The following is a 21,818-nucleotide window of genomic DNA, read 5'->3' as shown; positions in this document are numbered from 1 at the left end:
GCGAAATCGGAGATTCGCGACGGAAACCTGGACAAAGCCCGGCGACGACGAGCGCCCCGTGCCGAGGACACGGGGCGCTCGAAGGGGCGGGGATCAGGCGCGGGCGGCCTCGGCGGTGCGGCGGGCCGCGGCGAGGCCCTGCTCGAGATCGGCCTTGAGGTCGTCGATGTTCTCGAGCCCGACGGAGAGGCGGACGAGCCCGGGCGTGACCCCCGTGGTGAGCTGCTGCTCCGGGGTCAGCTGCGAGTGCGTGGTCGAGGCGGGGTGGATGACCAGGGAGCGCACGTCGCCGATGTTGGCCAGGTGGCTGAACAGCGACAGGCTCTCGACGAAGGTGCGTCCCGCATCCACGCCGCCCTTGAGCTCGAAGCTGAGCACGGCGCCGACGCCCTTCGGCGCGTACTTGTTGGCGGCGGCGTACCAGGGGCTCGACGGCAGCCCCGCGTAGTAGACCGTGGCGACGTCGTCGTGCGAGTCGAGCCACTCGGCGATGTCCTGGGCGTTCTGCACGTGGCGCTCGATACGGAGGGAGAGCGTCTCGATGCCCTGGATGAGCTGGAACGCGCTGGCCGGCGCGATCGAGGAGCCGAGGTCGCGGAGCAGCTGCACCCGCGCCTTGATGATGTAGGCGATCGCGTCGCCGAGCACGCCCGTGTAGCTCGCGCCGTGATATGACGGGTCGGGCTCGGTGAGGCCGGGGAAGCGCTCGACGTTCTTCGACCACTCGAAGCGGCCGCCGTCGACGATGACGCCGCCGATGACCGTGCCGTGGCCGCCGAGGAACTTCGTGGCCGAGTGGACCACGATGTCGGCGCCGTGCTCGAAGGGGCGGATGAGGTACGGGGTCGCGATCGTGTTGTCGACGATGAGCGGCAGCCCGTTCTCGTGGGCCACGCCGGACACCAGCTCGATGTCGAGGATGTTGATCTTCGGGTTGCCGATGGTCTCGGCGAAGAACAGCTTCGTGTTCGGGCGGACGGCGCGGCGCCACTCCTCCGGGTCGTCCTGGTTCTCGACGAACGTGGTCTCGATGCCGAGCTTCGCCAGCGTGTACTTGAAGAGGTTGTAGGTGCCGCCGTAGATCGACGACGACGACACGATGTGATCGCCGGCCTGCGCGATGTTGAGCACCGCGAACGTCTCGGCGGCCTGCCCGGAGGAGACCAGCAGCGCGGCGGTGCCGCCCTCGAGCGCGGCGACACGCTGCTCGACCACGTCCTGGGTGGGGTTCTGGATGCGCGTGTAGATGTTGCCGAACTCGGCGAGCGCGAACAGGTTCTTCGCGTGGTCGGCGCTGTTGAAGACGTAGGACGTCGTCTGGTAGATGGGCGTGGCCCTGGCGTTGGTCACCGGGTCGGGCTGAGCACCCGAGTGGATCTGCTTGGTCTCGAACTTCCAGTCCGCGGCGTTCTCGCTCATGGGTCCTCTCCTGACGACGTTGTTCTGGTCGCTCCCGAGGTTAGGGAGGGCCGCCACCCGCGTTCAAGCGGGCCCGACACGAGCCGTAACCTGGACGCATGAGACGTGCCGTGGTGACAGGAGCCAGTTCGGGGATCGGGGAGGCGACCGTGCGGTCCCTCCGTGCCAGCGGATGGGAGGTCGTGGCGGTGGCCCGTCGCGAGGACCGGCTGCGCACGCTGGCTGAGGAGACCGGCGCGGAGGTCTTCGTCGCCGACCTCACGGCGGACGCCGACGTCGAGGCGCTGCGTGATCACCTGCGCGCCACGGGCGGCATCACGACGCTCGTGAACAACGCCGGCGGCGCCATGGGACAGGACGCCGTGGGCGAGGGCAGCCTCGACGACTGGCGCTGGATGTTCGAGATCAACGTCCTCGCCACCAAGCGCGTCATCACCGCCCTGCTGCCGCTGCTGCGCGAGTCGGTCGCGTCCGGCCAGGCGCCGGGGGCCGACATCCTCACCGTGACGAGCGTGGCGGGCTTCTTCCCGTACCAGGGCGGCGGCGGGTACAACGCCGCGAAGTTCGGCGAGCACGCCCTGGTCGAGGCGCTCCGCATCGACCTGTCCGGCGAGCCGATCCGAGTGCTCGAGATCGCGCCGGGCATGGTCAAGACCGAGGAGTTCTCGCTGAACCGCTTCGGCGGCGACCAGGAGCGGGCCGACGCCGTCTACCAGGGCGTCGCCGATCCGCTGAGCGCCGACGACGTGGCCCTGACCATCCGCTCGATGCTCGAGATGCCGGCCCACGTCAGCCTCGACCTCGTGATCATCAAGCCGGTGGCTCAGTCGACGGTCTACAAGATCGCGCGCGGAGAGCTCGCGGTCAAGGAGCCGGGCGACCGGTAGGAGCGGCCGCGGCGAGCGCCTCGGACTCCGGGTCGGCGAACGCCAACCGGGGCACGAAGAAGAGCAGCACGGCGGCGACGAGCGCGGTCCCTCCGCAGATCGCCCACACGATGAGATAGCCGCTGAGGCTCGAGGCCGTCGCGTCGACGGCGGTCGAGGCGCCCTGGAACAGCACGACGGCGAACACCGCGGAGGCGAACGAGCCGCCGATGGTCTTCGTCGTGTTGGTCATGCCCGCCGCGATCCCGGTGTGGCCCGTCGGCGCGGCGGCCGCCGCGGCCGCGGGCAGGGCGCCGACGAGCGCACCCGAGCCGAGTCCGGCGATGGCCATGTTCGTGAACCCCTGCCAGACCTCGGCGTGGAAGGGCAGCCAGAGGCAGTAGCCGAGGGCGACGAGGAACGTGGCGACGATCATCGCGACCCGGGGACTGGCACGCCGCGAGAGCACGGGGAACAGCAGCGCGCCCACGATCATCGAGATCAGGTAGGCGCCGATGAGCGTGGAGATGTCGCTCGAGTCGAGTCCGAGCCCGTAGCCGTTGGCGCGGTCGGTGCCGGCGTAGGTGCTGAGCGGCGCCTGCGCGCCGAGCAGGCTGATGCCCACGAGGCCCGCGGTGAGCTGGACAGGCCACATGCTCGGCTTCGCGAGCATCCGCAGGTCGATGGCGGGATCGCGCTGCCGCAGCTCGTAGCGGCCGAACGGGTAGAACGCGGCCACGCCCACGACGATGATGAGCCACACCCACCACGATCCGGGCCCCTCCAGGCGGAGGAAGGTGAGCCCGCTGGTCACCAGCAGCAGGGCGAGCGTGAGCAGCACGAAGCCGCCGGTGTCGAGGCTGCGGCCCCGCACGGGCTCCGACTCGGGCACTCCGAACAGGATGGCGACGATCACCAGGGTCGTGGCGACGGCGGGGATCATCAGCGTGAGCGTGACGTCGCCGCCGAACACGGAGAAGAGGCGGCCTCCGGCGAGGGCACCGATGATCGCGCCGGTCTCGAGGGCGACCACGAGCAGGCCCGCGGCGCGCCGGGTCTGCGACGGCCCGCGGCCCGTGCGGCGGCCCCGGTCGAAGATGAGGGCGACCTCGAGCGGCAGCCAGACCACGTAGAAGCCCTGCAACGCCCAGGCGACGAGGAACGAGGTGAAGTCGCCGGCGAAGGCCAGCCACCAGGTCGCTGCGGCCGTGACGATCGACGAGATCAGCAGGATCCGCTTGTGGCCCACCATGTCGCCGAGCTTCGCGAGTACGGGCACGACGATGGCGGAGAGGAGCAGCTGGGCGGCCTCGAACCAGTTGAAGTCGGCGTCGTGGATGCCCAGGTGGTGGACGAGATCCGGGATGAGCGGCACGTAGTAGCCCTGGATGATCCCGCTCGTCAGCTCGACGAAGAACAGGTACCCGATGAGGCCCGCCGTCACACCCAGGACGGTGGTGCGGCCACGAGGTCCGACGGCGGTGCTCCCGGTCATCTTCGGATGCTAGGGCATCCGGTACCGTTGTCGCATGGCATCGACCACTCAGGATTCGAACGCAGCGGGATCGGACGTCGCGGAGGGCGGCGGCGAGGCCGTGCCCGAGCGCGAGGTGCTCACCTGGGGCGACTTCGGCGACGCGACGCGCGAGCTCGCTCAGCGGATCGCCGACGACGGGTTCGTGCCCGACTTCGTGATCGCGATCGCCCGCGGCGGACTCATCCCGGCGGGGGCGCTGGCCTACGCGCTCGGCACCAAGAGCTGCGGCAGTCTGAACGTCGAGTTCTACACCGACGTCGAGGAGACCCTGCCCGAGCCGATCATCCTGCCGCCGCTGCTCGACAACGAGCCGCTCATCGGCAAGCAGATCCTGCTCGTCGACGACGTCGCCGACTCCGGCCGCACCCTGGCCCTCGTGGTCGACCTGCTCGAGCGGGTGGGCATCACCGTGCGGTCGACGACGCTGTACATCAAGCCCCGTTCGGTGATCGCGCCGCACTACCACTGGAAGACCACCGATCGATGGATCGTCTTCCCGTGGTCGGCGAAGGCGCCGGTGACGGCCGCGTGAGCATCCACCTCGTCGGCGGAGGCTGGCCCGACGTCACCGACGGCGCCGTCTACCGCCGCTTCTTCGAGGAGGTCGAGGCGCACGCCGTCGCGGCCGGCCAGCTCGAGGGCGCCCGGCTCGTCGTCGTACTGGTGCGCGACCACGACGGCCCCGAGAAGTACGGCGAGCTGGTCGCCTACTACTCGCAGTTCACGACGCTCGCGCCCGTGGCGGTGCTGGCGCCCGAGAACGCGCCCATCGAGCCGACGGCGTTGGCCGACGCCGACGGGATCGTCATCTGGGGCGGCCTGACGCCGGCCTACCGCGTCTCGCTCGAGCCCGCCTTCCTCGAGATCCGCCGGCTCGTCGCCTCCGGGGTGCCGTACCTCGGCTTCTCGGCGGGTGCCGCTCTCGCGGCCGAGCGGGCGATCGTGGGCGGGTGGCGCATCGGCGGCGTCGAGGTCGCGCCGGAGGAGTCGAGCGAGGAGCTCGACGAGGTCGCCGTCGAGCAGGGCATCGGCCTCATCGATCTCGCGGTCGACGTGCACGGCACCCAGTGGGGGACGGTGACGCGCCTCATCGCCGCGACGGAGGCCGGCGCGGTCGACGGCGGGGTCGCCATCGACGAGCACACCGCCCTCATCGTCGGCGCGGGCCCCCTCACGGTGGTCGGCCGCGGCAGCGTGTGGAAGGCGACGCCCGACGGCGGCAGCGTCCGGGTGTCGACCGCCGGGTCCGACGACCCCGGCGCATGACCGCACTGTCCCTCCCGCAGCTCGCCGAGGCGGGACTGATCGATCCCGGATGGGCGGCGGCGCTCGAGCCGGTGGGCCCGACGCTGGCCGCGCTCGGCGACTTCCTGCGCACCGAGACGGCCGAGGGGCGGGGCTACCTGCCCGCGGGTCCGGATGTGCTCAGAGCGTTTCGCACGCCGCTGGCCGACGTGCGTGTGCTCATCGTCGGGCAGGATCCGTATCCGACCCCGGGCCACCCGATCGGGCTCTCGTTCGCCGTCGAGCGGCACGTGCGCCCGGTGCCGCGGAGCCTTCAGAACATCTACCGAGAGCTCCGCGACGACCTGGGCGTCGAGACCCCGCCGCACGGCGACCTCACGCGGTGGAGCGAGAACGGCGTGATGCTGCTCAACAGGGTGCTGACGGTGCAGCCCGGCCAGCCGGGTTCCCACCGCGGCCGGGGCTGGGAGCAGATCACCGACCGCGCGATCGAGGTGCTCGCCGGGCGCGGCGGACCGCTCGTCGCGATCCTGTGGGGCCGCGACGCGGCATCCCTCCGCCCGGCGCTGGGATCGGTGCCGTCGGTCTCGAGCGCGCATCCCAGCCCGCTGTCGGCCTCGCGCGGCTTCTTCGGTTCGAAGCCGTTCTCGGCGGTGAACCGCCTGCTGGTCGACCAGGGCGCAGAGCCCGTCGACTGGCGGCTGGACTGACCGTGTGCGGCGCGCGAGGGCGCGGATAGGCTGGGGTGATGCTTGAGGAGGAGTACCAGCCACGACGACGGCTGCCCGCGGCGCTGAGGAAGCGCGAGGAGCCGGAGCGCGGCTTCGAGTACTCGCTCCGCGACGCCACGGCGGCCGATCTGCCGTACATCCGCGAGATCTACAACCACTACGTCGCCAACACCGTGGTCACCCTCGACGAGGATGCGATGACCCTGCGGGAGTGGCGCAGCAAGTTCGCCTGGACGCAGAAGCTCAACTACCCGTTCCTCGTCGCCGTCTCGCCGATCGGCACCCTGCTCGGGTTCGCGTACGTCTCGCCCTGGCGGCAGAAGGCCGCGTACCGCCGGACCGTCGAGATCTCGATCTACCTGGGCCCCGCCGCGACGGGAAAGGGGCTCGGCAGCGCGCTCCTCGGCGAGCTCATCGTGCGCTCCAAGGCCGCGGGCATCAAGGAGATGCTGGCGGTCATCGCCGACCAGGGAGCCGAGGGCTCACTCCGGCTGCACCAGCGGTTCGGGTTCAAGGAGGTCGGCCGGCTCGGCCGGGTCGGCTTCAAGTTCGGCCACTGGCTGGGGACGGTGCTGCTGCAGAAGTCGATCAAGTGAGGATGCGATGACGGAACTCCACGAGCTGACGGCGCTGGAGCAGTGGCGGCTGCTGCAGCGCGGCGAGGTGGGCGTCCGAGAGCTCACCGACCACTACCTCGAGCGGATCGACGCCCACGGCGACGCCGTGGGTGCGTTCGTCACGGTGACCCCCGAGCGCGCCCGGCGGCGCGCCGAGGAGGTCGAGTCGTCGGTGCCGCGCACCGCGCCGCTCTGGGGGCTGCCGCACGCCGACAAGGATCTCGTGCGCACGGCGGGGGTGCGCACCACCTTCGGGTCGCGGCTCTTCGAGCACTTCGTGCCCGAGGAGTCCGACGCCCTGGCCGTCCAGCTCGACGAGGCCGGGGCGGTCAGCCTCGGCAAGACCACGACCCCCGAGTTCGGGATGCCGAGCTACACCGAGTCGAGGGTCGCGCCGCCGACCCGGACGCCGTGGGACACCACGCGCGGAGCGGGCGGTTCCAGCGGGGGAGCGGCGGCCGCGGTCGCGGCGGGCCTGCTGCCGTTCGCGACCGGCAGCGACGGCGGCGGATCGATCCGCATCCCCGCCGCTGCCTGCGGTCTGGTCGGCCTCAAGCCCTCACGTGGGCTCGTGCCCGCCGGCTCGGGTCTCGGCGCGCCCGCCGGACTCCCCGTCGCGGGGACGATCGGGCGCACGGTCGAGGACGCCGCCTTCCTGCTCGACGGCATCATCGCGAAGGACGGCGACCGCATCCGCTTCGATCACACCCTGCGCGCCCCCGCGCCCGACGACGGCCTGTTCCTCGGCGCCGCCGTGCGCGGGGAGGGGCGCTACCAGATCGGCGTGCTCACCGACTCGCCGTGGCGGCACGACTACGACATCGCCGTCGATCCCGAGGCGACGGCGGCCCTCGATGTCGCGGTGACGGCCCTGGATGCGCTGGGTCACGGGCTCGAAGACCTCTCGCTGGAGCCGTCCCCCGACTACTCCGCCGCGTTCCGTGTGATCTGGCAGGCCGGGGCGTCGCTCATCCCCGCCACGACGGAGGAGGAGCTCGATCTCCTCGAGCCGCTCACCCGCTGGCTGGTGCTGCGCGGCCGCGAGCTCCCGGCGAGCTCGCTGGTGTGGGCGATCGCCAGCCTGTCCGAGTTCGAGGCGTCGGTGATCCGACAGTTCTCGGCGTACGACGCGATCCTCACGCCGACGCTCGCCATGACCCCGAGACCCCTCGGCTGGTACGACCAGGAGGACGGCGAGCACAACTTCGCCCAGCAGGTCCAGTACACGCCGTTCACGTCGTTCGTGAACGCCAGCGGCCTGCCTGCCATCACGCTGCCCGTGCACTGGACCGACGACGGGCTGCCCATGGGCGCGCAGCTCATCGGCAGGCCCGGGGGAGAGGCCACCCTGCTCGCGATCGGGCGCCAGCTCGAGCGACGTCTCGACTGGACCCCCCGGCGGCCGCCGGTCTGGTGATCGCCTGACCATCGTCGTGAGGTGTGGCAACCCTAAGTTAGGTATGCCTATACTGATCGGGCCATGTACGTGATCTCCTCCGACGCACTCCAGCTCGCCACCCTCGGCGGCCGCGTCCTCCTCGCGGGCACCGAGGCCACCCTCGACGAGCTGCGCGGCACCCTGGCGCTCCTGCCCGAGAAGGCGCGCGGACAGGTGTTCGTCGAGGTGCCGAGCGCGTCCGACATCCTGCCTCTGGCCGCCCCGAGCCGGATGGTCGTCACCTGGCTCACGCGCGACACCCGCAGCGGCGAGCCGGGAACCTGCCTGCCCTGTGAGCGCGGGCAGGCCCTCCGACGCGCGGTGCGCGCCTGGGTCGGCGAGATGAGCACCGACTCGGAGCATGACGACGACGACGCGATCCGCGTCTGGTTCGCCGGCGACACCTACCGTGAGGTCAGCGCCGTCTGACGTAGCCGCCGTCCTCGAGACCGGCCTCGATCTCGAAGTGGTTGTGCAGCGGATCCTGCCCGGCCAGCGCGTACATCAGCGGGAACATCATCCCGTACGCCTGCCACTGCCGGCGGTGCACGCCCTCGTGCCGGAGCACCGCCGCGGAATCGTTGCGGTCGGTGAGGTAGACGCCCCCGACGCAGGTGCCGCCGCGGCGGAACGCCCACCTCGGCAGTCCCGTGCAGACGAAGAGCCCGTCGACGCGTCGCACCCTGCCGGTGCTGAGGAGCGCACCCCAGACGAGCGCGACCCCCGTGGCGTAGAGATATCCGGCCTTGACGACGGCCGGCGCGAACAGGATCGAACGCAGGCGCTCCATCACGCGGAGTCCCGGCCGTAGGTCTCGAGGAGCCGGAGCCAGACCTCGCTGATGGTGGGGTAGGAGGGCACGGCGTGCCAGAGGCGCTTCAGCGGCACCTCGCCGACGAGGGCGACTGTGGCGGAGTGGAGCAGGTCGGCGACGTCGGGGCCGACGAAGGTGGCGCCGAGCAGCACGTCGCGATCCTCGTCGACGACCATCCGCGCGGTGCCCTTGTAGCCGTCGAGGTGGACGGACGCGCCCGCGACGCTGCCGATCTCGTAGTCCACGACGCGGACCCGGTGCCCGGCCTTCTCGGCCGCGGCCGCGGTGAGGCCGACCGAGGCGACCTCGGGGTCGGTGAAGGTGACCTGCGGGACGCTCGCATGGTCGGCGGTCGCCACATGGCGACCCCAGGGGGCATCGTCGATCGTGAGGCCCTTCGCGCGAGCCGCGATCGCGTCGCCGGCGGCCCGTGCCTGATACTTGCCCTGGTGGGTGAGCAGGGCGCGGTGGTTCACGTCGCCTGTCGCGTAGAGCCATTCGCCCTCGAGCGCTGAGCCATCCGGACCCTTCACGAGCATGGTGTCGTCGACATCGAGCCAGGCTCCCGGCTCGAGACCGATGGTCTCGAGGCCGAGGTCGCCCGTGCGGGGGGTGCGGCCGATGGCGATGAGCACCTCGTCGGCCTCCACCACCTCTCCGCCGGGGAGGGTCGCGCGGACGACGCCGTCGTCGCCCCGCTCGATCCGCTCGGCCGAGACACCCGTGCGGACGTCGACACCGAGATCGCGGAGCGAGGCGGTGACGAGGTCGCCCGCGAAAGGCTCCTGGTTGGCCAGCAGGGCGCCGCGCGACAGCAGCGTGACGGCGGTGCCGAAGCCGGCGTAGGCCGTCGCCATCTCCACGCCGACCGTGCCGCCGCCGACGACGAGGAGCCGCTTCGGGGCCTCCTTCGCGCTGGTGGCGTCGCGGCTGGTCCACGGGGAGGCCTCGGACAGGCCGGGGACGTCCGGCAGCAGCGCCGCCGAGCCGGTCGAGATCGCGATCGCGTGACGGGCGCGCACCGGGGTGGTCGTGCCGTCGGAGGCGGTGACGAGGAGCTCCTTGACGCCGGTGAACACGGCGTGCCCGCGGATCAGGTCGATGCCCGCGCCCTGGACCCACTCGACCTGACCGGAGTCGTTCCAGTCGCTGGTGAAGGAGTTGCGGCGTGCGAAGACCGCCGCGACGTCGAGCTCGCCGGTGACGGCCTCGGCCGCTCCGGGCAGATGCTGCGCCTCGCGGAGCACGGTCGCGCTCCTGAGCAGGGCCTTCGACGGCATGCACGCCCAGTAGGAGCACTCACCGCCCACCAGCTCGGCCTCGACGAGGGCGACCGAGAGTCCCCCCTGTGCCGCGCGGTCGGCCACGTTCTCGCCCACCGCACCGGCGCCGATCACCACGACGTCGAACTCCTGCACCCTGTCCTCCTGTTCCGACGTCGTGCCTCGCGGCCGACGGCTCTCCCAGCGTATTCCTCAGCTCACCAGCGCCGACACGATCCGGAGGATGGCGGGCAGGTCGTCCACGGCAGAGGCGGGATCGGCCGGGGCGAACTCCGTGATGCCGGCACCCACCAGCTGCGCCGCACCCCGGACGCCCCTGATCGCCTCCGTCAGATCGGCGACGCTCAGCCCGAACGGCTCGGGGAACTGCACCCCCTCGATCTCGGCGGGGTCGAGCACGTCGAGGTCGACGTGGACGTAGACCCGGGGGGCGCCCGTCCCGCGGACCGCCTCGACCACGGCCGCGGCGAATCCCGGCTGGGGCTCCACCATCCGGATGCCCGTCGACTCGATGAAGTCGGCCTCCGCGTCGTCGAGGGCCCTCGTGCCGGCGAGCACGAGGGCCTCCGGTGCCAGCGCGGCGCCGTCGACCAGTCTCTCGCTGCCGTCGCCGAGGAGTGTCCGCACGACCATGCCGTGGAACGCGCCGCTCGGGCTCGACGCCGGGGTGTTCGCGTCGGCGTGGGCGTCGAACCAGACGAGCGCCATCGGCTCGGCTGACGCCCGGGCGGCGTGACGCACGGCGGCGAGCTCGACGCCGCAGTCGCCGCCGATCACGACCGGGAGCCCCGGCGCGGAGGCGAGCGTCTCAGCCAGCCGTTCCGCCACCGTCGCGACACTCGTCAGACGGTGCACCCCCGACTCGAGGCTCTCGCCCGCACCAGGAGGCACGTCGACGTCGATCGTCGCCGACGAGGGCAGGTCGCCCCGGATCGCCTGCGCGCCGTCGATGAGACGCATGGCGCGCGCCGATCCGGAACCCTGCCACTGGGGGACGATGACGAAGGAGGCGGCCACGGCCTACTCGCCGCTCGTCACCGCTCTGGAGGCGCTCTTCGCCTTGAGCTCGGCGAGCCGGGCGTCGACCTCGGTGAGCTCGCCGAGGTCCTGGAGGCTCTCGAACTGCGCGTCGAGGCTGGAGTTGTTGAGCTCCTCCTGGCCGCGCACACGCGCCTCCTCGCGACGGATGCGGTCCTCAAAGCGGGACAGGTCGCTGGTCGGGTCGAGGACGTTGATGTTCTTCAGCGCGTCCTGCACCTTGCCCTGCGCCTCGGCCGTCTTGGCGCGGGCGACGAGGCTGTCGCGCTTGGCGACCAACTGGTTCAGCTTCTCCTTCATCGCGTTCAGGCCCGACTTCAGCTTCTCGACCGACTCGGTCTGCTGCGCGATGCTCGGCTCGGCGCTCTTCGCCTCGTTCTCGCTCTGCAGCTGGCGCTGGAGCGCGACCTTGGCGAGCGCGTCGAACTTGTCGGCGTCGGTCGTGTTGCCGGCGGCGCGGAACTCGTCGGCCTTGTTGCTCGCCGCGAGGGCCTTGCGGCCCCAGTCCTCGGCGGCGGCGACGTCCTCGCGGTGGTCCTCCTCGAGGAGGCGGAGGTTGCCGATGGTCTGAGCGATCGCGCTCTCCGCATCCGCGATGTTCGAGGTGTAGTCGCGCACCAGCTGGTCAAGCATCAGCTGCGGATCCTCGGCCTGGTCGATGAGCGCATTGATGTTCGCCTTCGCGAGCTGGGCGATCCGCCCGAAGATGGACTGCTTGGCCATGGTGTGTGTTCCCTTCACTCAGGTCTGGACGTCGTGGTCCTGTGGTCTGATGGTCGATCCCGCGGCGGGCGTCCTGCGCCTCATGGTGGCACGGATGGGCGCCCGGCGGCAGGGCGGGTCAGAAGCGCCCGCCACCTCCGCGGCGCCCTCCGCGAGAGCCGCCGCCGGAACGACCGCCGAAGCTGCCGCCCCCGCCTCGCCGGCTGCCGCCGAAGGAACTGCGCCCGCTCGAGCCGCCGAAGCCGCCCCAGCCGCCGCCGGATCCGCTGCGGGAGCGACCCGACGACCATCCGGTGCGATACGGCGAGCCGCCTCCGTCGCCGAACAGGCTCCCGAGCAGCCCGCCGAGGAAGGCGCCGCTGAAGTCATCGCCGCCGCCGGACGCCGGCGTGCCCTGGTAGTAGGACTGCTGCGCGGCGGCGAGGTCCTGCTGCACGGAGCTGATGGCCATGTTCGCCAGCTGCGACGCCGTGGTGGCCTCGCGGAGAGACTCGCCGGGATCGGCGGAGGCGAGCGCCAGTGCCTGATCGAGGTGCCGCTGGGCCTCGGACAGGCGGGTTCGGGCGTCGGTCCCGACCGCGCCGCGCCGCGTCTGCAGGTAGCTCGCGGCGGAGGAGACGTCGCTCCGCGCGGCTGCGATCGCGCGGTCCCGTTGCGCCAGAGTGCGAGTGACCTGCTCCTCGGCGCCGCGCGCGGTTGACAGGGCGGCATCGAGCGCCGCAGTCGCGGCGTCGAGGGCCTGTCGCGCGGCGACGGGGTTGCGAGCCCCCAGGCTGCGTGCGCGCTGGATCTCGACGCCGAGGGCTGCGGCCAGTGACCGCAGCTGGTCGGGGGAGGTGGTCGTCGGGGCGGCGGCCAGGCGCTCGGCCTCGCGGACGTCGCCCTCCGCCTCGGCGATGGTGCCGCCGAGCTCCGACCCCGCTCGATCGAGCTCCGCACGGAGCCCCTCCACGCCCTGCGCTAGCTGTCCGATCTGGGTGATCGCCTGCTGAGCGGAGCGGATGGCCAGGGCCTTGCCCGGGGCGCCCGACGCGATCGAGGCGCGCGCCTCCGCGAGCTGCTTCTCGGCGTAGTCGCGCAGGCTCTGAGCCTGCTGCACGCTGCCGGCGACGGTGGTGAGCGCGGCGGCGTCGTATCGACCGCCCAGCTCGGCCACGGAGGCCGCGATCGAGGCGGCGCCCGCCGACAGCCCGGTGAGCTGCGCCTCGGCGGCCTGGATGGCGGGCTGCGGGTCGTTCTCGAGGTCGCGCAGCGCGTCGAACGACTCCTCCTGCGCGTCGAGGGTGGCGGCCGCCTCGCGGCAGATCGCGAGGATCTGCTCGCTCCAGGCGCGGCGCTCCTCATCGCTGTCCGGGATCGCGTCGTCGAGCCGCTGCTTGATCTCGAAGGCCTGTCGGAGCTGCTCCTTCACCTGGACCAGAGCGGCCGAGAACGGAGCGGCGGCCTGCTCGCCGAACTGCGCGACGGCGAAGCCGAGCTCCTCGTCGCTCGAGGTGACGGCGTCGTCGAGGTCGATGAGCGCGGCGCCCACGGCCGATTCGAGCTCGGCGAGCGTCGGGCCCTGCGGAGCGAGCTCGGCCGTCCGCCGGTCGAGCGCACGCCTGCGGGCCACGAGCACGATCACCAGCACGGCGATCCCGGCGAGGATGACGACGATCGCGATGGTCCACGCCAGCCACGCGGGGAACCCGGTGCCTCGGGAGGAGTCGGTGGGCTGCACGGGCTGCGGATCGACCGACCCGCCGGCGATCACCTGACCGAGGCCGGTCGCGGCGCCGATGGCGGCACCGGCCCAGTCGTCGTCGCGGAGGAACGGCTCGATCGCGTCGGTCTCCACCTCCTCGAGCTGCGAGTCGGTGAGCTCGAAGTCGGGATCGACCGACAGCTGGTAGAGGCGGTCCTTCGTCGCGACGGCGAGCACCACGTCGTCGACGCCGAGCTGGTTCTGCACCGCCACCTCGTCGGCCCAGGCCTCGCGGTCGGCCGCGCCCGTGAACCGGTCGGTGTAGACGACGATGAGGTCGATGCCATGCTGCGAGGCGAGCTCGTCGAGCGCCGACTGCACCTCGGGTTCTCGCGATCCCAGTGCGCCCACGTCGTCGACGATCGACCGGCCCGCCAGCTCGGGCGGATCGGACGCCCACGCCGCGGCGGGCAGCGCGGCCGTGGTGAGCCCGGCCAGGGCGACGAGCGCCAGGGCGAGGCTGCGAGGCCCTCGGTGGCGCCGACGGCGCGGTCGGGCGGGGGCGATCGTGACGGTCGCTGAGTGTCGCATCGCCTTCGATACTAGGGAGGGTGCCTCCGGGGCGTCCACGATGTCGCTCCGGATCCGCCCGTGCGGCGTGCGTCCCGGGAGTGTTGCGGACTGTGACGGCGTCGTTTCGCGCGGCCGGCTCGGTACCCGACGATGGAGGCATGGTCTCGGATCGACGCATCGCCGTGGTGTCGGTGACGTCTGCCCGGCCGCACTCGCGTCGCTACCACCGCTACAGCGAGCTTCTGGCGCAGCGCCTGGTCGAGGCTGTCGTCCGAGGCGGCGGATCCGCGCAGCGCGTCTTCGCCGACGAGGGTGCTGCGGCGGCCCGCGCCGCGATCGACCGCGCGTCGGGCGTGGTGCTGCTCGGTGGGGAGGACATCGCCCCGGAGTTCTATGGGGCGGAGCGCGGCTACGAGCGCGAGGGCGGCCACGTGGAGCTCGCCGACGAGGTGCAGATCGGCATCGCCGAGCGCGCCGTCCGCGACAGCCTTCCGCTGCTCGGCATCTGCCGCGGACTCCAGATCCTCGACGTCGCCCTCGGCGGCAGCCTCGTGCAGCACCTCCCCGACGGCAGCGGCCATCGCACCGAGGCCGCCGAGCCGGCCCGGATGTTCGCCGGGCACGCCGTCGACGTGGTGGCCGGGTCCCGACTCCACTCCCTGCTGGGCGCGACGACCGCCGTGACCGCCAGCGCTCACCACCAGGCGGTGGACCGCCTCGGTCGAGGGCTCGTCGTGTCGGCGCGCGCCGACGACGGCACGATCGAGGCCGTGGAGCACGTCTCCGCCCCGGCTCTCGGCGTGCAGTGGCACCCGGAGGCACCCCTCGCCGCGGCGGGGCAGCTCGACCGGCTCCTCGGATCGCTCGGCTCCGCGCTTCTCGCGGCCTGAGACACCCGCGCTTCTCGCGGCCTGAGACGCGCACGCTTCCCTGAGGAGCCCTCGTCCTGAGCAGCCTTCGCTGCCTGAGACGCTCCGTGCGGTGAGCGGATGATACGCGCATCCGTCCTGTGGACTGGTGAAGGACACGCCGTGTTGCTACTGTGAATTCCGTTGTCAATGTTAGCGGTGTGACTGGAGTGACTCTCCGGTCGCCGACCCGGACCGGAGATCATGACCGACCTGCGCTCGCGCGACCCGCGCCACGGCCGTCGCGGCCCCCGCGTCCTCGCCCTCACCGCCGCCCTCGGGGTCGGCATCCTGTCGACGTCCTTCCTGGTGACGGCCCCGGCTGCGGCGACCGACTACCCCTCGTGGTCCGACGTCCAGGCCGCGCGGGCGAGCTCAGACGGCAAGGCGGCGGAGGTCGCCAGCATCCAGTCGCTCATCGCCGGTCTGCAGGACCAGGTCGCCGCGGCGCAGGCCGCGGCCGACGCGGCCTGGACCGCTGATCAGGCCGCCCAGGCGGCCCTCGCCGAGGGACAGCGCAAGGCCGACGCCCTGGCCGCCCAGGCGACGCAGGCGTCCGCCACCGCGGACCAGTCCGCGAAGCGCGCGGCAGCCCTCGCCGCCGACTTCGCCCGGAGCGCGGGCAACGACCTCACCAGCCGGCTGGTCGTCTCAGGGGATCAGAGCGGTGACCTGCTCTATCAGCTGAGCGCGATGAGCAAGCTCGGGGAGGCCAGCCAGGGCATCCTCGACAAGGCGAAGCAGGACGAGAACACCGCGGCGTCGCTGAGCAAGCAGGCGGAGGTCGCCAAGGGCGAGCTCACGAGCCTCGCCGCCGCCGCCGACGCCTCGGTCAAGGCGGCCGTGGACGCGCAGCAGGGCGTGCAGGCCGCGCTCATCGAGCAGGAGTCGCACGAGGCGGAGCTCACAGTCCAGCTGGCCGCGCTGCAGTCCGACACGGCGATGACCGAGCAGGAGTACCAGGCCGGGGTCGAGGCCGAGAAGCAGCGGAAGATCGCTGCAGAGCAGGCAGCCGCCGCCGCCGCGGCACCTCCCGCGGGTGGCGGTTCGAGCGGCGGGGGCTCCTCCTCGGGTGGCGGCTCGTCGTCGGGCGGGGGCGGCTCCTCACCGGCTCCGGCGCCCGCACCCGTCGTGGTCACGCCTCCCGCGCCGTCGTACAGCGGTGACGCCGTCGTGGCGTACGCCGAGCAGTTCGTCGGCGTGGTGCCCTACGGCTGGGGAGCCGACCCGAACGACAGCTTCGGCTGCGACGGTCTCACCCAGTACGTCTACAAGCAGTTCGGCATCTACCTGCCGCGCACCGTGAGCGCGCAGGCGGCCATGGGCGTGCGCGTCTCGGCGCAGTCCGCTCAGGCCGGCGACCTCGTCGTCTGGCCGGGCGCGCACATCGGCATCTACGACGGCCAGGGCGGCGTGATCCACTCGCCGGACTGGGGCCGCTACGTCACGCACGCGCGTGGCCTGTGGGGCAGCTACTACTTCGTCCGGCTGCTCTGATCCCTTCGCGGGACGGAGCCCGTGCGGGTCAGAGCTCAGAGAACGGGGTGACGTACTCGATCGAGCCGTCCATCCTCTTCACCACGTGGTCGGCCTGTCTGCTCTTGGCCCAGGTGCGGCCCTCGGCGATGGCCTGACTGCGGAGGACGTGGCTCGAGAGGGTCTCCTCCTCGCCGTCCATGCGGTTGTACCACATGTTGTGGCTCTTGTAGGTCTGTACTGAGCTCAACTCTCTCGGGCCCTTCGACGGTGAACGGATGCGTGGGGGTGGGTGGCCCTCCGCGCGCCACATACTAGGGGGTACGGTCAGGAAAGTGAACGACGCCTCTCCTTCGACCGACGTCCGCGAACGAGCCGCCGAGGTGGCGAGGACGGTCTTCGGGTGGCCCTCCCTCCGCCCCGGGCAGGCCGAGGCGATCGAGACGGTGGTCGGGGGTGAGGACCTCCTCGCCGTGATGGCGACGGGGTACGGCAAGTCCGCGATCTATCAGATCTCCGCGCACCTCCTCGACGGGCCGGCGGTGGTCGTGTCGCCGCTGATCGCGCTCCAGGCCGATCAGGTCCGTCATCTGACCGAGCGCACGCACGACGACGACGAGGCCGTGGCCGTCAACTCCGCGCAGTCCGCCTCGGCCAACAGGGCGGCCTGGGACAGCGTGGCCTCGGGGCAGGCGGAGTTCGTCTTCCTCGCCCCGGAGCAGCTGGCGAAGGAGGACGTCCTCGAGCGCCTCGAGGAGGTGCGCCCGAGCCTGGTGGTGATCGACGAGGCGCACTGCGTGTCGGCCTGGGGGCACGACTTCCGGCCCGACTACCTCCGGCTCGGCGCCGTCATCGAGCGCCTCGGACATCCGCGCGTGCTGGCGCTGACCGCGACCGGCTCGGCACCCGTGCGCGACGAGATCGTCGAACGTCTCGGCATGCGGTCGCCGCGGATCGTCGTAGGCGGGTTCGACCGGCCCAACATCCGCCTGGACGTGCACCGGCACGAGCACGATCACGAGAAGGAGCAGGCGGTCCTCGAGCAGGTCGCCGGGCTCGAGCAGCCCGGGCTGCTCTACGTCGCGACGCGAGGCGACACGGAACGGCTCGCCGAGGTGCTGTCGGAGCGCGGGCTCCGCGCGGCGGCCTACCACGGCGGGCTCAAGGCGGGGGAGAGGCGGGAGGTGCACCGTCGGTTCTCGGACGGCGAGCTCGACGTCGCCGTGGCGACCAGCGCGTTCGGGATGGGCATCGACAAGGCGGATGTGCGGTATGTCGTACACGCCGACATCACCGACTCCATCGACTCCTACTACCAGGAGGTGGGCCGGTGCGGCCGCGACGGCGAGCCCGCCGCGGCGACGCTGCACTACCGACAGGAGGACCTCGGGCTGCGCCGTTTCTTCGCCGGAGGGCGGGCCGACCACGGGCGCGTCCGATCCGTGGTGAAGGCGCTCTCGGTGAAGACCCCCACGTCGGCGACCGACCTCGCGAAGGCGAGCGGCGTGTCGGCGCGCTCGCTCACGGGGGTGCTCAACCTCCTCGTCGAAGCCGAGCTGGTGAGGGAGGACGCGGACGGGTTCGCCCTGGTCCGGAAGGTCGCGGAGGCGACCGCGATCCGCGCGGTCGACGAGGTGGTCGACCGCCGCACGCGGATCGACGAGTCGCGCCTGGCGATGGTGCGCGGCTTCGCGGAGACCCTCCGCTGCCGAAGGCAGTACCTCCTGGAGTACTTCGGCGACTCGGCCACGAAGCCGTGCGGCAACTGCGACACCTGCGCCAGCGGATCTGCCTACGAGCACGATGACGAGCGGGGCGACGAGGACGCCGCCGGCGACTTCCGGCCCGACGAGCGGGTCGAGCACGACGAGTGGGGCGAGGGTCGCGTGATGAGCGTGGAGGACGACCGGATGACCGTCTTCTTCGAATCGGTCGGCTACAAGGTGCTCTCGCGGGAGCTCGTGGCGGAGAAGGGCCTGCTCACCGCGGAATGACCGGGCGATGCGCGGGCGACAGACCCGCCGGAGTGACGGTGCCCCCAGTAGGATTTGAACCTACGGCCTTCTGCTCCGGAGGCAGACGCTCTATCCCCTGAGCTATGGGGGCCAGGGTGTCTCCAGATTAGCAGTCCCCAGGGTCCGTCCGTGCACCACCCGTCGTCCATGGAGGATCCCGAATGCAGAGAACCGTGTCCGCAGACCTGGTCGCGTCCGTCGACCGCGGCACCGAGATCGTGATGTCGGTGGCCTGCGCCGAGGGCGTGCCGCTGATCTCCGAGTCGGCCACGTACCTGATCGACGGCGTCGAGGCCCCGCACCGTTCGATCACCGATCAGCACGGCACCCGCCTGCATGTGTTCGACGTGCCGGCGGGGCGCCTCACCGCGAGCTACCGCGCGGTGGTCGACGGGCGCGCGGAGCCCGCGCCGGTCGAGGCGGTCGACCTCGTCCGCTACCTGCGGCCGAGCCGGTACTGCGAGTCCGACACCCTGCTGCCCACCGCCGTCGCCGAGTTCGGGGGACTGTCCGGCCGTCCGCTCCTCGACGCGGTCTCATCCTGGGTGGGCACCGAGCTCAGCTACGTGCCCGGAGCCAGCGCCCCCACCGACGGCGCCGTGCAGACGCTGCTCGACCGTCGCGGCGTCTGCCGCGACTACGCCCACCTCGTCGTCGCGCTCCTGCGCGCGCTCGACGTCCCGGCGCGCCTGGCCTCGGTCTACGCGCCGGGACTGGATCCGATGGACTTCCACGCGGTCGCCGAGGCGCACGTCGAGGGAGCCTGGCAGGTGGTCGACGCGACCGCGCTCGCCCCTCGGCAGAGCCTCGTGCGCATCGCCACCGGTCGCGATGCCTCCGACACGGCCTTCCTCACCAATCACGGCGGACTCCTCACTCTCGAGGAGCTGACCGTGACGGCTACCGTCGACGAGCTCCCGACCGACGACGTGCGCGAGCTCGTGCAGCTGCGCTGAGCGCTCCCGCGTGCTCCGGGGCGGAGGATGCCTCAGGCCCCGGCCGGTAGGATCGTCGGGTGACACCAGAACAGCTCTCCGCCGCCCTCTTCGCCCTCGTCGCGCCGCGTGCCTCGGCCGCCAGCGTCGACCTCGCGCCGGAGGATGTGACGGTCGAGCGTCCCCGCAGCCGTGAGCACGGGGACTGGGCCACCAACGTGGCCATGAAGCTGGCGAAGCCGCTGGGCACGAACCCGCGCGCCTTGGCCGCCGAGATCGCTGCCGAGCTCGAGGCAGTCGATGGCGTCGAGGCCGTCGAGGTCGCCGGCCCGGGGTTCATCAACGTCCGGCTCGAGGCCGGGGCGGCCGGATCGATCGCGAAGGCGATCGTCGAAGCGGGCCACAGCTTCGGGCGCGGCGAGGCGCTGGCCGGCCACCACGTGAACCTCGAGTTCGTCTCGGCGAACCCGACCGGTCCGCTCCACATCGGCCACACCCGCTGGGCGGCGCTCGGCGACTCGATCGCCCGCATCCTGAGGGCTGCCGGCGCCGAGGTCACCAGCGAGTACTACATCAACGACGCGGGCTCTCAGATGGACGTCTTCGGCCGGTCGGTGCTCGCCGCGGCCAAGGGCGAGCCCACCCCCGAGGGCGGCTACCCGGGCGCCTACATCCAGGAGCTCGCCGCGAAGGTGCTCGAGCGGGTCCCGTCGCTCCTCGACCTCCCCGACGACGAGGCGGTCGTCGTCGCACGTGATCTCGCCTACGAGATCCAGCTCGGCGAGATCCGTGCCTCGCTCGACGCCTTCCACGTGCACTTCGACGTGTGGTTCTCGGAGCGCACGCTGCACGAGCCCGACCCTGCGACCGGGCGCACCGCCATCGACGACGCCGAGGCGAGGCTCCGCGCCCAGGGTCACGTGTACGAGGCCGACGAGGCCGTCTGGGTGCGCACGACCGACTTCGGCGACGACAAGGACCGCGTGCTCACCCGCGGCAACGGCATCGTCACGTACTTCGCCGCCGACGCGGCCTACTACCTCAGCAAGAAGGACCGCGGCTTCGCCGAGAAGACGTACCTGCTCGGCGCCGATCACCACGGCTACGTCGGGCGCCTCAAGGCCCTCGCCGCGGCGGCGGGCGACGACCCCGACGACCTCAGCGTGCTCATCGGGCAGCTGGTGAACCTCAACGGCGCCAAGCTCTCGAAGCGCGCCGGCAACATCATCGAGCTCGACGACCTCCTCCAGTGGCTGGGCGCCGACGCGCTGCGCTACTGGCTCGCGCGCTACCCGGCCGACTCGCCGCTCTCGCTCGACGGCGAGAAGCTGCGCTCGCGCACCAACGACAACCCGGTGTTCTACGTGCAGTACGCCCACGCACGCACCGCGTCGGTGGCGCGCAACGCCGCCGAGGCGGGCGTCACCCGCGAGGCGTTCGCCCCCGAGCTGCTCACCCATCCCACCGAGACCGCGCTGATCGGCGCCCTGCAGGAGTACCCGCGGATGGTCGCGTTCGCCGCCGAGCTGCGCGAGCCGCACCGCGTGGCGCGCTACCTCGAAGACCTCGCGGGCTACTACCACCGTTGGTACGACGCCTGCCGCGTGCTGCCCTTCGGCGACGAGGCCATCTCCGACGTGCACCGCACCCGGCTGTGGCTCAACGACGCGGTGGGCCAGGTCATCCGCAACGGCCTCGACCTCATCGGGGTCTCCGCGCCCGATCGGATGTGACGCGACGATGACGACGGAGAGCCTGCCGCGCCGACGCCGCCTGACCTGGCTCTGGTGGCTGATCGGGATCGTCGTGGTGCTCGGCGTGCTGGTCGTCGTGGCCGACATCGCCGGTCGCGCGTATGCCGAGGGCCGGGTGTCCGACGAGATCGAGTCGCGCCTGCCGGCCGGTGTCGAGGGCGACGTCGACGTCACGATCGGCGGCGGGAGCTTCCTCGCCCAGCTGGTGAGCGGTCGGATCGACCAGGTCGACCTCGACGGGCCGTCGCTGGTCGCGAACGGCGTGCCCTTCGCGGCGCACGTCACCGCCACGGGCGTCCCCACCGATCTGGCGAAGCCCGTCGAGCACGCGACCGGGACCTTCACCCTCGACCAGGGCGCGGTCGACTCGGTGGTGACGCTGCCCGAGGGCGCGTCGCTGAAGCTCGGCGACGGCGCGGTCTCCTACGACCAGACGGGCGAGTTCCTCGGCATCCAGCTGGGCTACACGGTGACGGGCCAGGTGTCGGCTCAGGGGACGAGCGTACGGATCGAGCCCACCGGCGCGGAGCTGACCCAGGGATCGAACTCCCTCGACGTGAGCGGCCTGCTCGACCGGCTGATCGGATCGGCGGTGACCGTCTGCGTCGCGCAGTACCTGCCGCAGGGGGTCGTACTGCAGACCCTCGACGTGACGCCGGGTCAGGCCTCCGTGGTCGCCACACTCGACGACTTCGTGCTCGACGAGTCGACCCTCTCCACCCTCGGCACCTGCTGACCGCACCCTTCGCTAGGATCACCACG

General features: G+C 71.9%; 21 protein-coding genes and 1 tRNA gene. 13 read left to right on the top strand and 9 right to left on the bottom strand.

Going from position 1 to position 21,818, the window contains the following annotated elements; translation table 11 throughout:
• Positions 1 to 93: 93 nt before the first annotated feature.
• The gene (locus ACFJGV_RS03370) at positions 94 to 1,419 is read right to left on the bottom strand and encodes a bifunctional o-acetylhomoserine/o-acetylserine sulfhydrylase (protein ID WP_378146831.1); all 1,326 of its coding nucleotides are present in this window, start codon (positions 1,417 to 1,419) and stop codon (positions 94 to 96) included.
• 98 nt (positions 1,420 to 1,517) lie between these two features.
• Between ACFJGV_RS03370 and ACFJGV_RS03365 the strand changes: the two genes are divergently transcribed.
• Positions 1,518 to 2,306: an SDR family oxidoreductase gene (locus ACFJGV_RS03365; protein WP_378146829.1), complete on the top strand. Its 789-nt coding sequence runs from the start codon at positions 1,518 to 1,520 to the stop codon at positions 2,304 to 2,306.
• On the opposite strand, the gene ACFJGV_RS03360 is transcribed toward ACFJGV_RS03365, so the two are convergent.
• A complete protein-coding gene (locus ACFJGV_RS03360; protein ID WP_378146828.1) occupies positions 2,284 to 3,780 on the bottom strand; it encodes an MFS transporter in 1,497 nt (498 codons plus the stop codon). The genes ACFJGV_RS03365 and ACFJGV_RS03360 overlap by 23 nt on opposite strands.
• 34 nt (positions 3,781 to 3,814) lie before the next feature.
• Here ACFJGV_RS03360 and ACFJGV_RS03355 point away from each other — a divergent pair, with 34 nt between their 5' ends.
• From ACFJGV_RS03355 to ACFJGV_RS03330, 6 genes are all read left to right on the top strand, one after another.
• Positions 3,815 to 4,354 (top strand): phosphoribosyltransferase, encoded by a 540-nt coding sequence (locus tag ACFJGV_RS03355; protein WP_378146827.1) that lies wholly within the window; start codon positions 3,815 to 3,817, stop codon positions 4,352 to 4,354.
• Positions 4,321 to 5,088 (top strand): peptidase S51, encoded by a 768-nt coding sequence (locus ACFJGV_RS03350; RefSeq protein WP_378146826.1) that lies wholly within the window; start codon positions 4,321 to 4,323, stop codon positions 5,086 to 5,088. The genes ACFJGV_RS03355 and ACFJGV_RS03350 overlap by 34 nt, the downstream gene beginning before the upstream one ends.
• Positions 5,085 to 5,777: a uracil-DNA glycosylase gene (locus ACFJGV_RS03345; protein ID WP_378146825.1), complete on the top strand. Its 693-nt coding sequence runs from the start codon at positions 5,085 to 5,087 to the stop codon at positions 5,775 to 5,777. Before ACFJGV_RS03350 ends, ACFJGV_RS03345 begins: the two co-directional genes overlap by 4 nt.
• 38 nt (positions 5,778 to 5,815) lie before the next feature.
• A complete protein-coding gene (locus ACFJGV_RS03340; protein ID WP_378146824.1) occupies positions 5,816 to 6,394 on the top strand; it encodes a GNAT family N-acetyltransferase in 579 nt (192 codons plus the stop codon).
• Between the two features lie 7 nt (positions 6,395 to 6,401).
• On the top strand, positions 6,402 to 7,832 hold the full coding sequence (locus tag ACFJGV_RS03335) for an amidase (RefSeq protein ID WP_378146823.1): 1,431 nt from the start codon (positions 6,402 to 6,404) through the stop codon (positions 7,830 to 7,832).
• 63 nt (positions 7,833 to 7,895) lie between these two features.
• The gene (locus ACFJGV_RS03330; RefSeq protein ID WP_378146822.1) at positions 7,896 to 8,282 is read left to right on the top strand and encodes an SIP domain-containing protein; all 387 of its coding nucleotides are present in this window, start codon (positions 7,896 to 7,898) and stop codon (positions 8,280 to 8,282) included.
• Here the strand turns inward: ACFJGV_RS03330 and ACFJGV_RS03325 are convergent.
• The 5 genes from ACFJGV_RS03325 to ACFJGV_RS03305 all read right to left on the bottom strand — a co-directional run bounded on the left by ACFJGV_RS03325 (position 8,269) and on the right by ACFJGV_RS03305 (position 13,986).
• A complete protein-coding gene (locus ACFJGV_RS03325) occupies positions 8,269 to 8,643 on the bottom strand; it encodes a Fe-S oxidoreductase (RefSeq protein ID WP_378146821.1) in 375 nt (124 codons plus the stop codon). The two genes, ACFJGV_RS03330 and ACFJGV_RS03325, sit on opposite strands and share 14 nt — an antisense overlap.
• On the bottom strand, positions 8,643 to 10,085 hold the full coding sequence (locus ACFJGV_RS03320) for a dihydrolipoyl dehydrogenase family protein (protein WP_378146820.1): 1,443 nt from the start codon (positions 10,083 to 10,085) through the stop codon (positions 8,643 to 8,645). The genes ACFJGV_RS03325 and ACFJGV_RS03320 overlap by 1 nt, the downstream gene beginning before the upstream one ends.
• A gap of 57 nt (positions 10,086 to 10,142) precedes the next feature.
• Positions 10,143 to 10,967 (bottom strand): arginase family protein, encoded by an 825-nt coding sequence (locus ACFJGV_RS03315; RefSeq protein WP_378146819.1) that lies wholly within the window; start codon positions 10,965 to 10,967, stop codon positions 10,143 to 10,145.
• Between the two features lie 3 nt (positions 10,968 to 10,970).
• Positions 10,971 to 11,711, bottom strand: coding sequence for a PspA/IM30 family protein (locus ACFJGV_RS03310; RefSeq protein ID WP_378146817.1), 741 nt, complete (start codon positions 11,709 to 11,711; stop codon positions 10,971 to 10,973).
• A gap of 118 nt (positions 11,712 to 11,829) precedes the next feature.
• The gene (locus ACFJGV_RS03305) at positions 11,830 to 13,986 is read right to left on the bottom strand and encodes a TPM domain-containing protein (protein WP_378146816.1); all 2,157 of its coding nucleotides are present in this window, start codon (positions 13,984 to 13,986) and stop codon (positions 11,830 to 11,832) included.
• Positions 13,987 to 14,126: 140 nt separating this feature from the next.
• On the opposite strand from ACFJGV_RS03305, the gene ACFJGV_RS03300 reads away from it, so the two are divergent.
• Together ACFJGV_RS03300 and ACFJGV_RS03295 are read left to right on the top strand one after the other, a co-directional pair.
• Positions 14,127 to 14,858, top strand: a complete 732-nt coding sequence (locus ACFJGV_RS03300) for a gamma-glutamyl-gamma-aminobutyrate hydrolase family protein (protein ID WP_378146814.1) — start codon at positions 14,127 to 14,129, stop codon at positions 14,856 to 14,858.
• A 222-nt stretch (positions 14,859 to 15,080) separates the two neighbouring features.
• Positions 15,081 to 16,373 (top strand): C40 family peptidase, encoded by a 1,293-nt coding sequence (locus tag ACFJGV_RS03295; protein ID WP_378146812.1) that lies wholly within the window; start codon positions 15,081 to 15,083, stop codon positions 16,371 to 16,373.
• Between the two features lie 28 nt (positions 16,374 to 16,401).
• Here ACFJGV_RS03295 and ACFJGV_RS03290 read toward each other — a convergent pair whose 3' ends face one another.
• The gene (locus ACFJGV_RS03290) at positions 16,402 to 16,602 is read right to left on the bottom strand and encodes a DUF2188 domain-containing protein (protein WP_378146810.1); all 201 of its coding nucleotides are present in this window, start codon (positions 16,600 to 16,602) and stop codon (positions 16,402 to 16,404) included.
• Positions 16,603 to 16,687: 85 nt separating this feature from the next.
• On the opposite strand from ACFJGV_RS03290, the gene ACFJGV_RS03285 reads away from it, so the two are divergent.
• Entirely contained in the window at positions 16,688 to 18,346 is a 1,659-nt protein-coding gene (locus tag ACFJGV_RS03285; protein WP_378146809.1) for a RecQ family ATP-dependent DNA helicase, read from the top strand.
• Positions 18,347 to 18,385: 39 nt separating this feature from the next.
• On the opposite strand, the gene ACFJGV_RS03280 is transcribed toward ACFJGV_RS03285, so the two are convergent.
• Positions 18,386 to 18,458, bottom strand: a tRNA-Arg gene (locus ACFJGV_RS03280).
• Between the two features lie 70 nt (positions 18,459 to 18,528).
• On the opposite strand from ACFJGV_RS03280, the gene ACFJGV_RS03275 reads away from it, so the two are divergent.
• From ACFJGV_RS03275 to ACFJGV_RS03265, 3 genes are read left to right on the top strand one after another with little or no spacing between them, the layout of a single operon-like run.
• Positions 18,529 to 19,323 carry a transglutaminase family protein gene (locus ACFJGV_RS03275; protein WP_378146807.1) on the top strand — a complete coding sequence of 265 codons (795 nt, stop codon included), beginning with the start codon at positions 18,529 to 18,531 and terminating at the stop codon, positions 19,321 to 19,323.
• A gap of 59 nt (positions 19,324 to 19,382) precedes the next feature.
• Positions 19,383 to 21,035: an arginine--tRNA ligase gene (argS, locus tag ACFJGV_RS03270; RefSeq protein WP_378146805.1), complete on the top strand. Its 1,653-nt coding sequence runs from the start codon at positions 19,383 to 19,385 to the stop codon at positions 21,033 to 21,035.
• A gap of 7 nt (positions 21,036 to 21,042) precedes the next feature.
• The gene (locus tag ACFJGV_RS03265; protein WP_378146803.1) at positions 21,043 to 21,792 is read left to right on the top strand and encodes a DUF2993 domain-containing protein; all 750 of its coding nucleotides are present in this window, start codon (positions 21,043 to 21,045) and stop codon (positions 21,790 to 21,792) included.
• Positions 21,793 to 21,818: the final 26 nt, after the last annotated feature.

It is taken from the genome of Cnuibacter sp. UC19_7 (assembly GCF_042699995.1).
GTDB lineage: Bacteria > Actinomycetota > Actinomycetes > Actinomycetales > Microbacteriaceae > Cnuibacter.
This window is presented reverse-complemented; position numbering and strand designations above follow the sequence as displayed.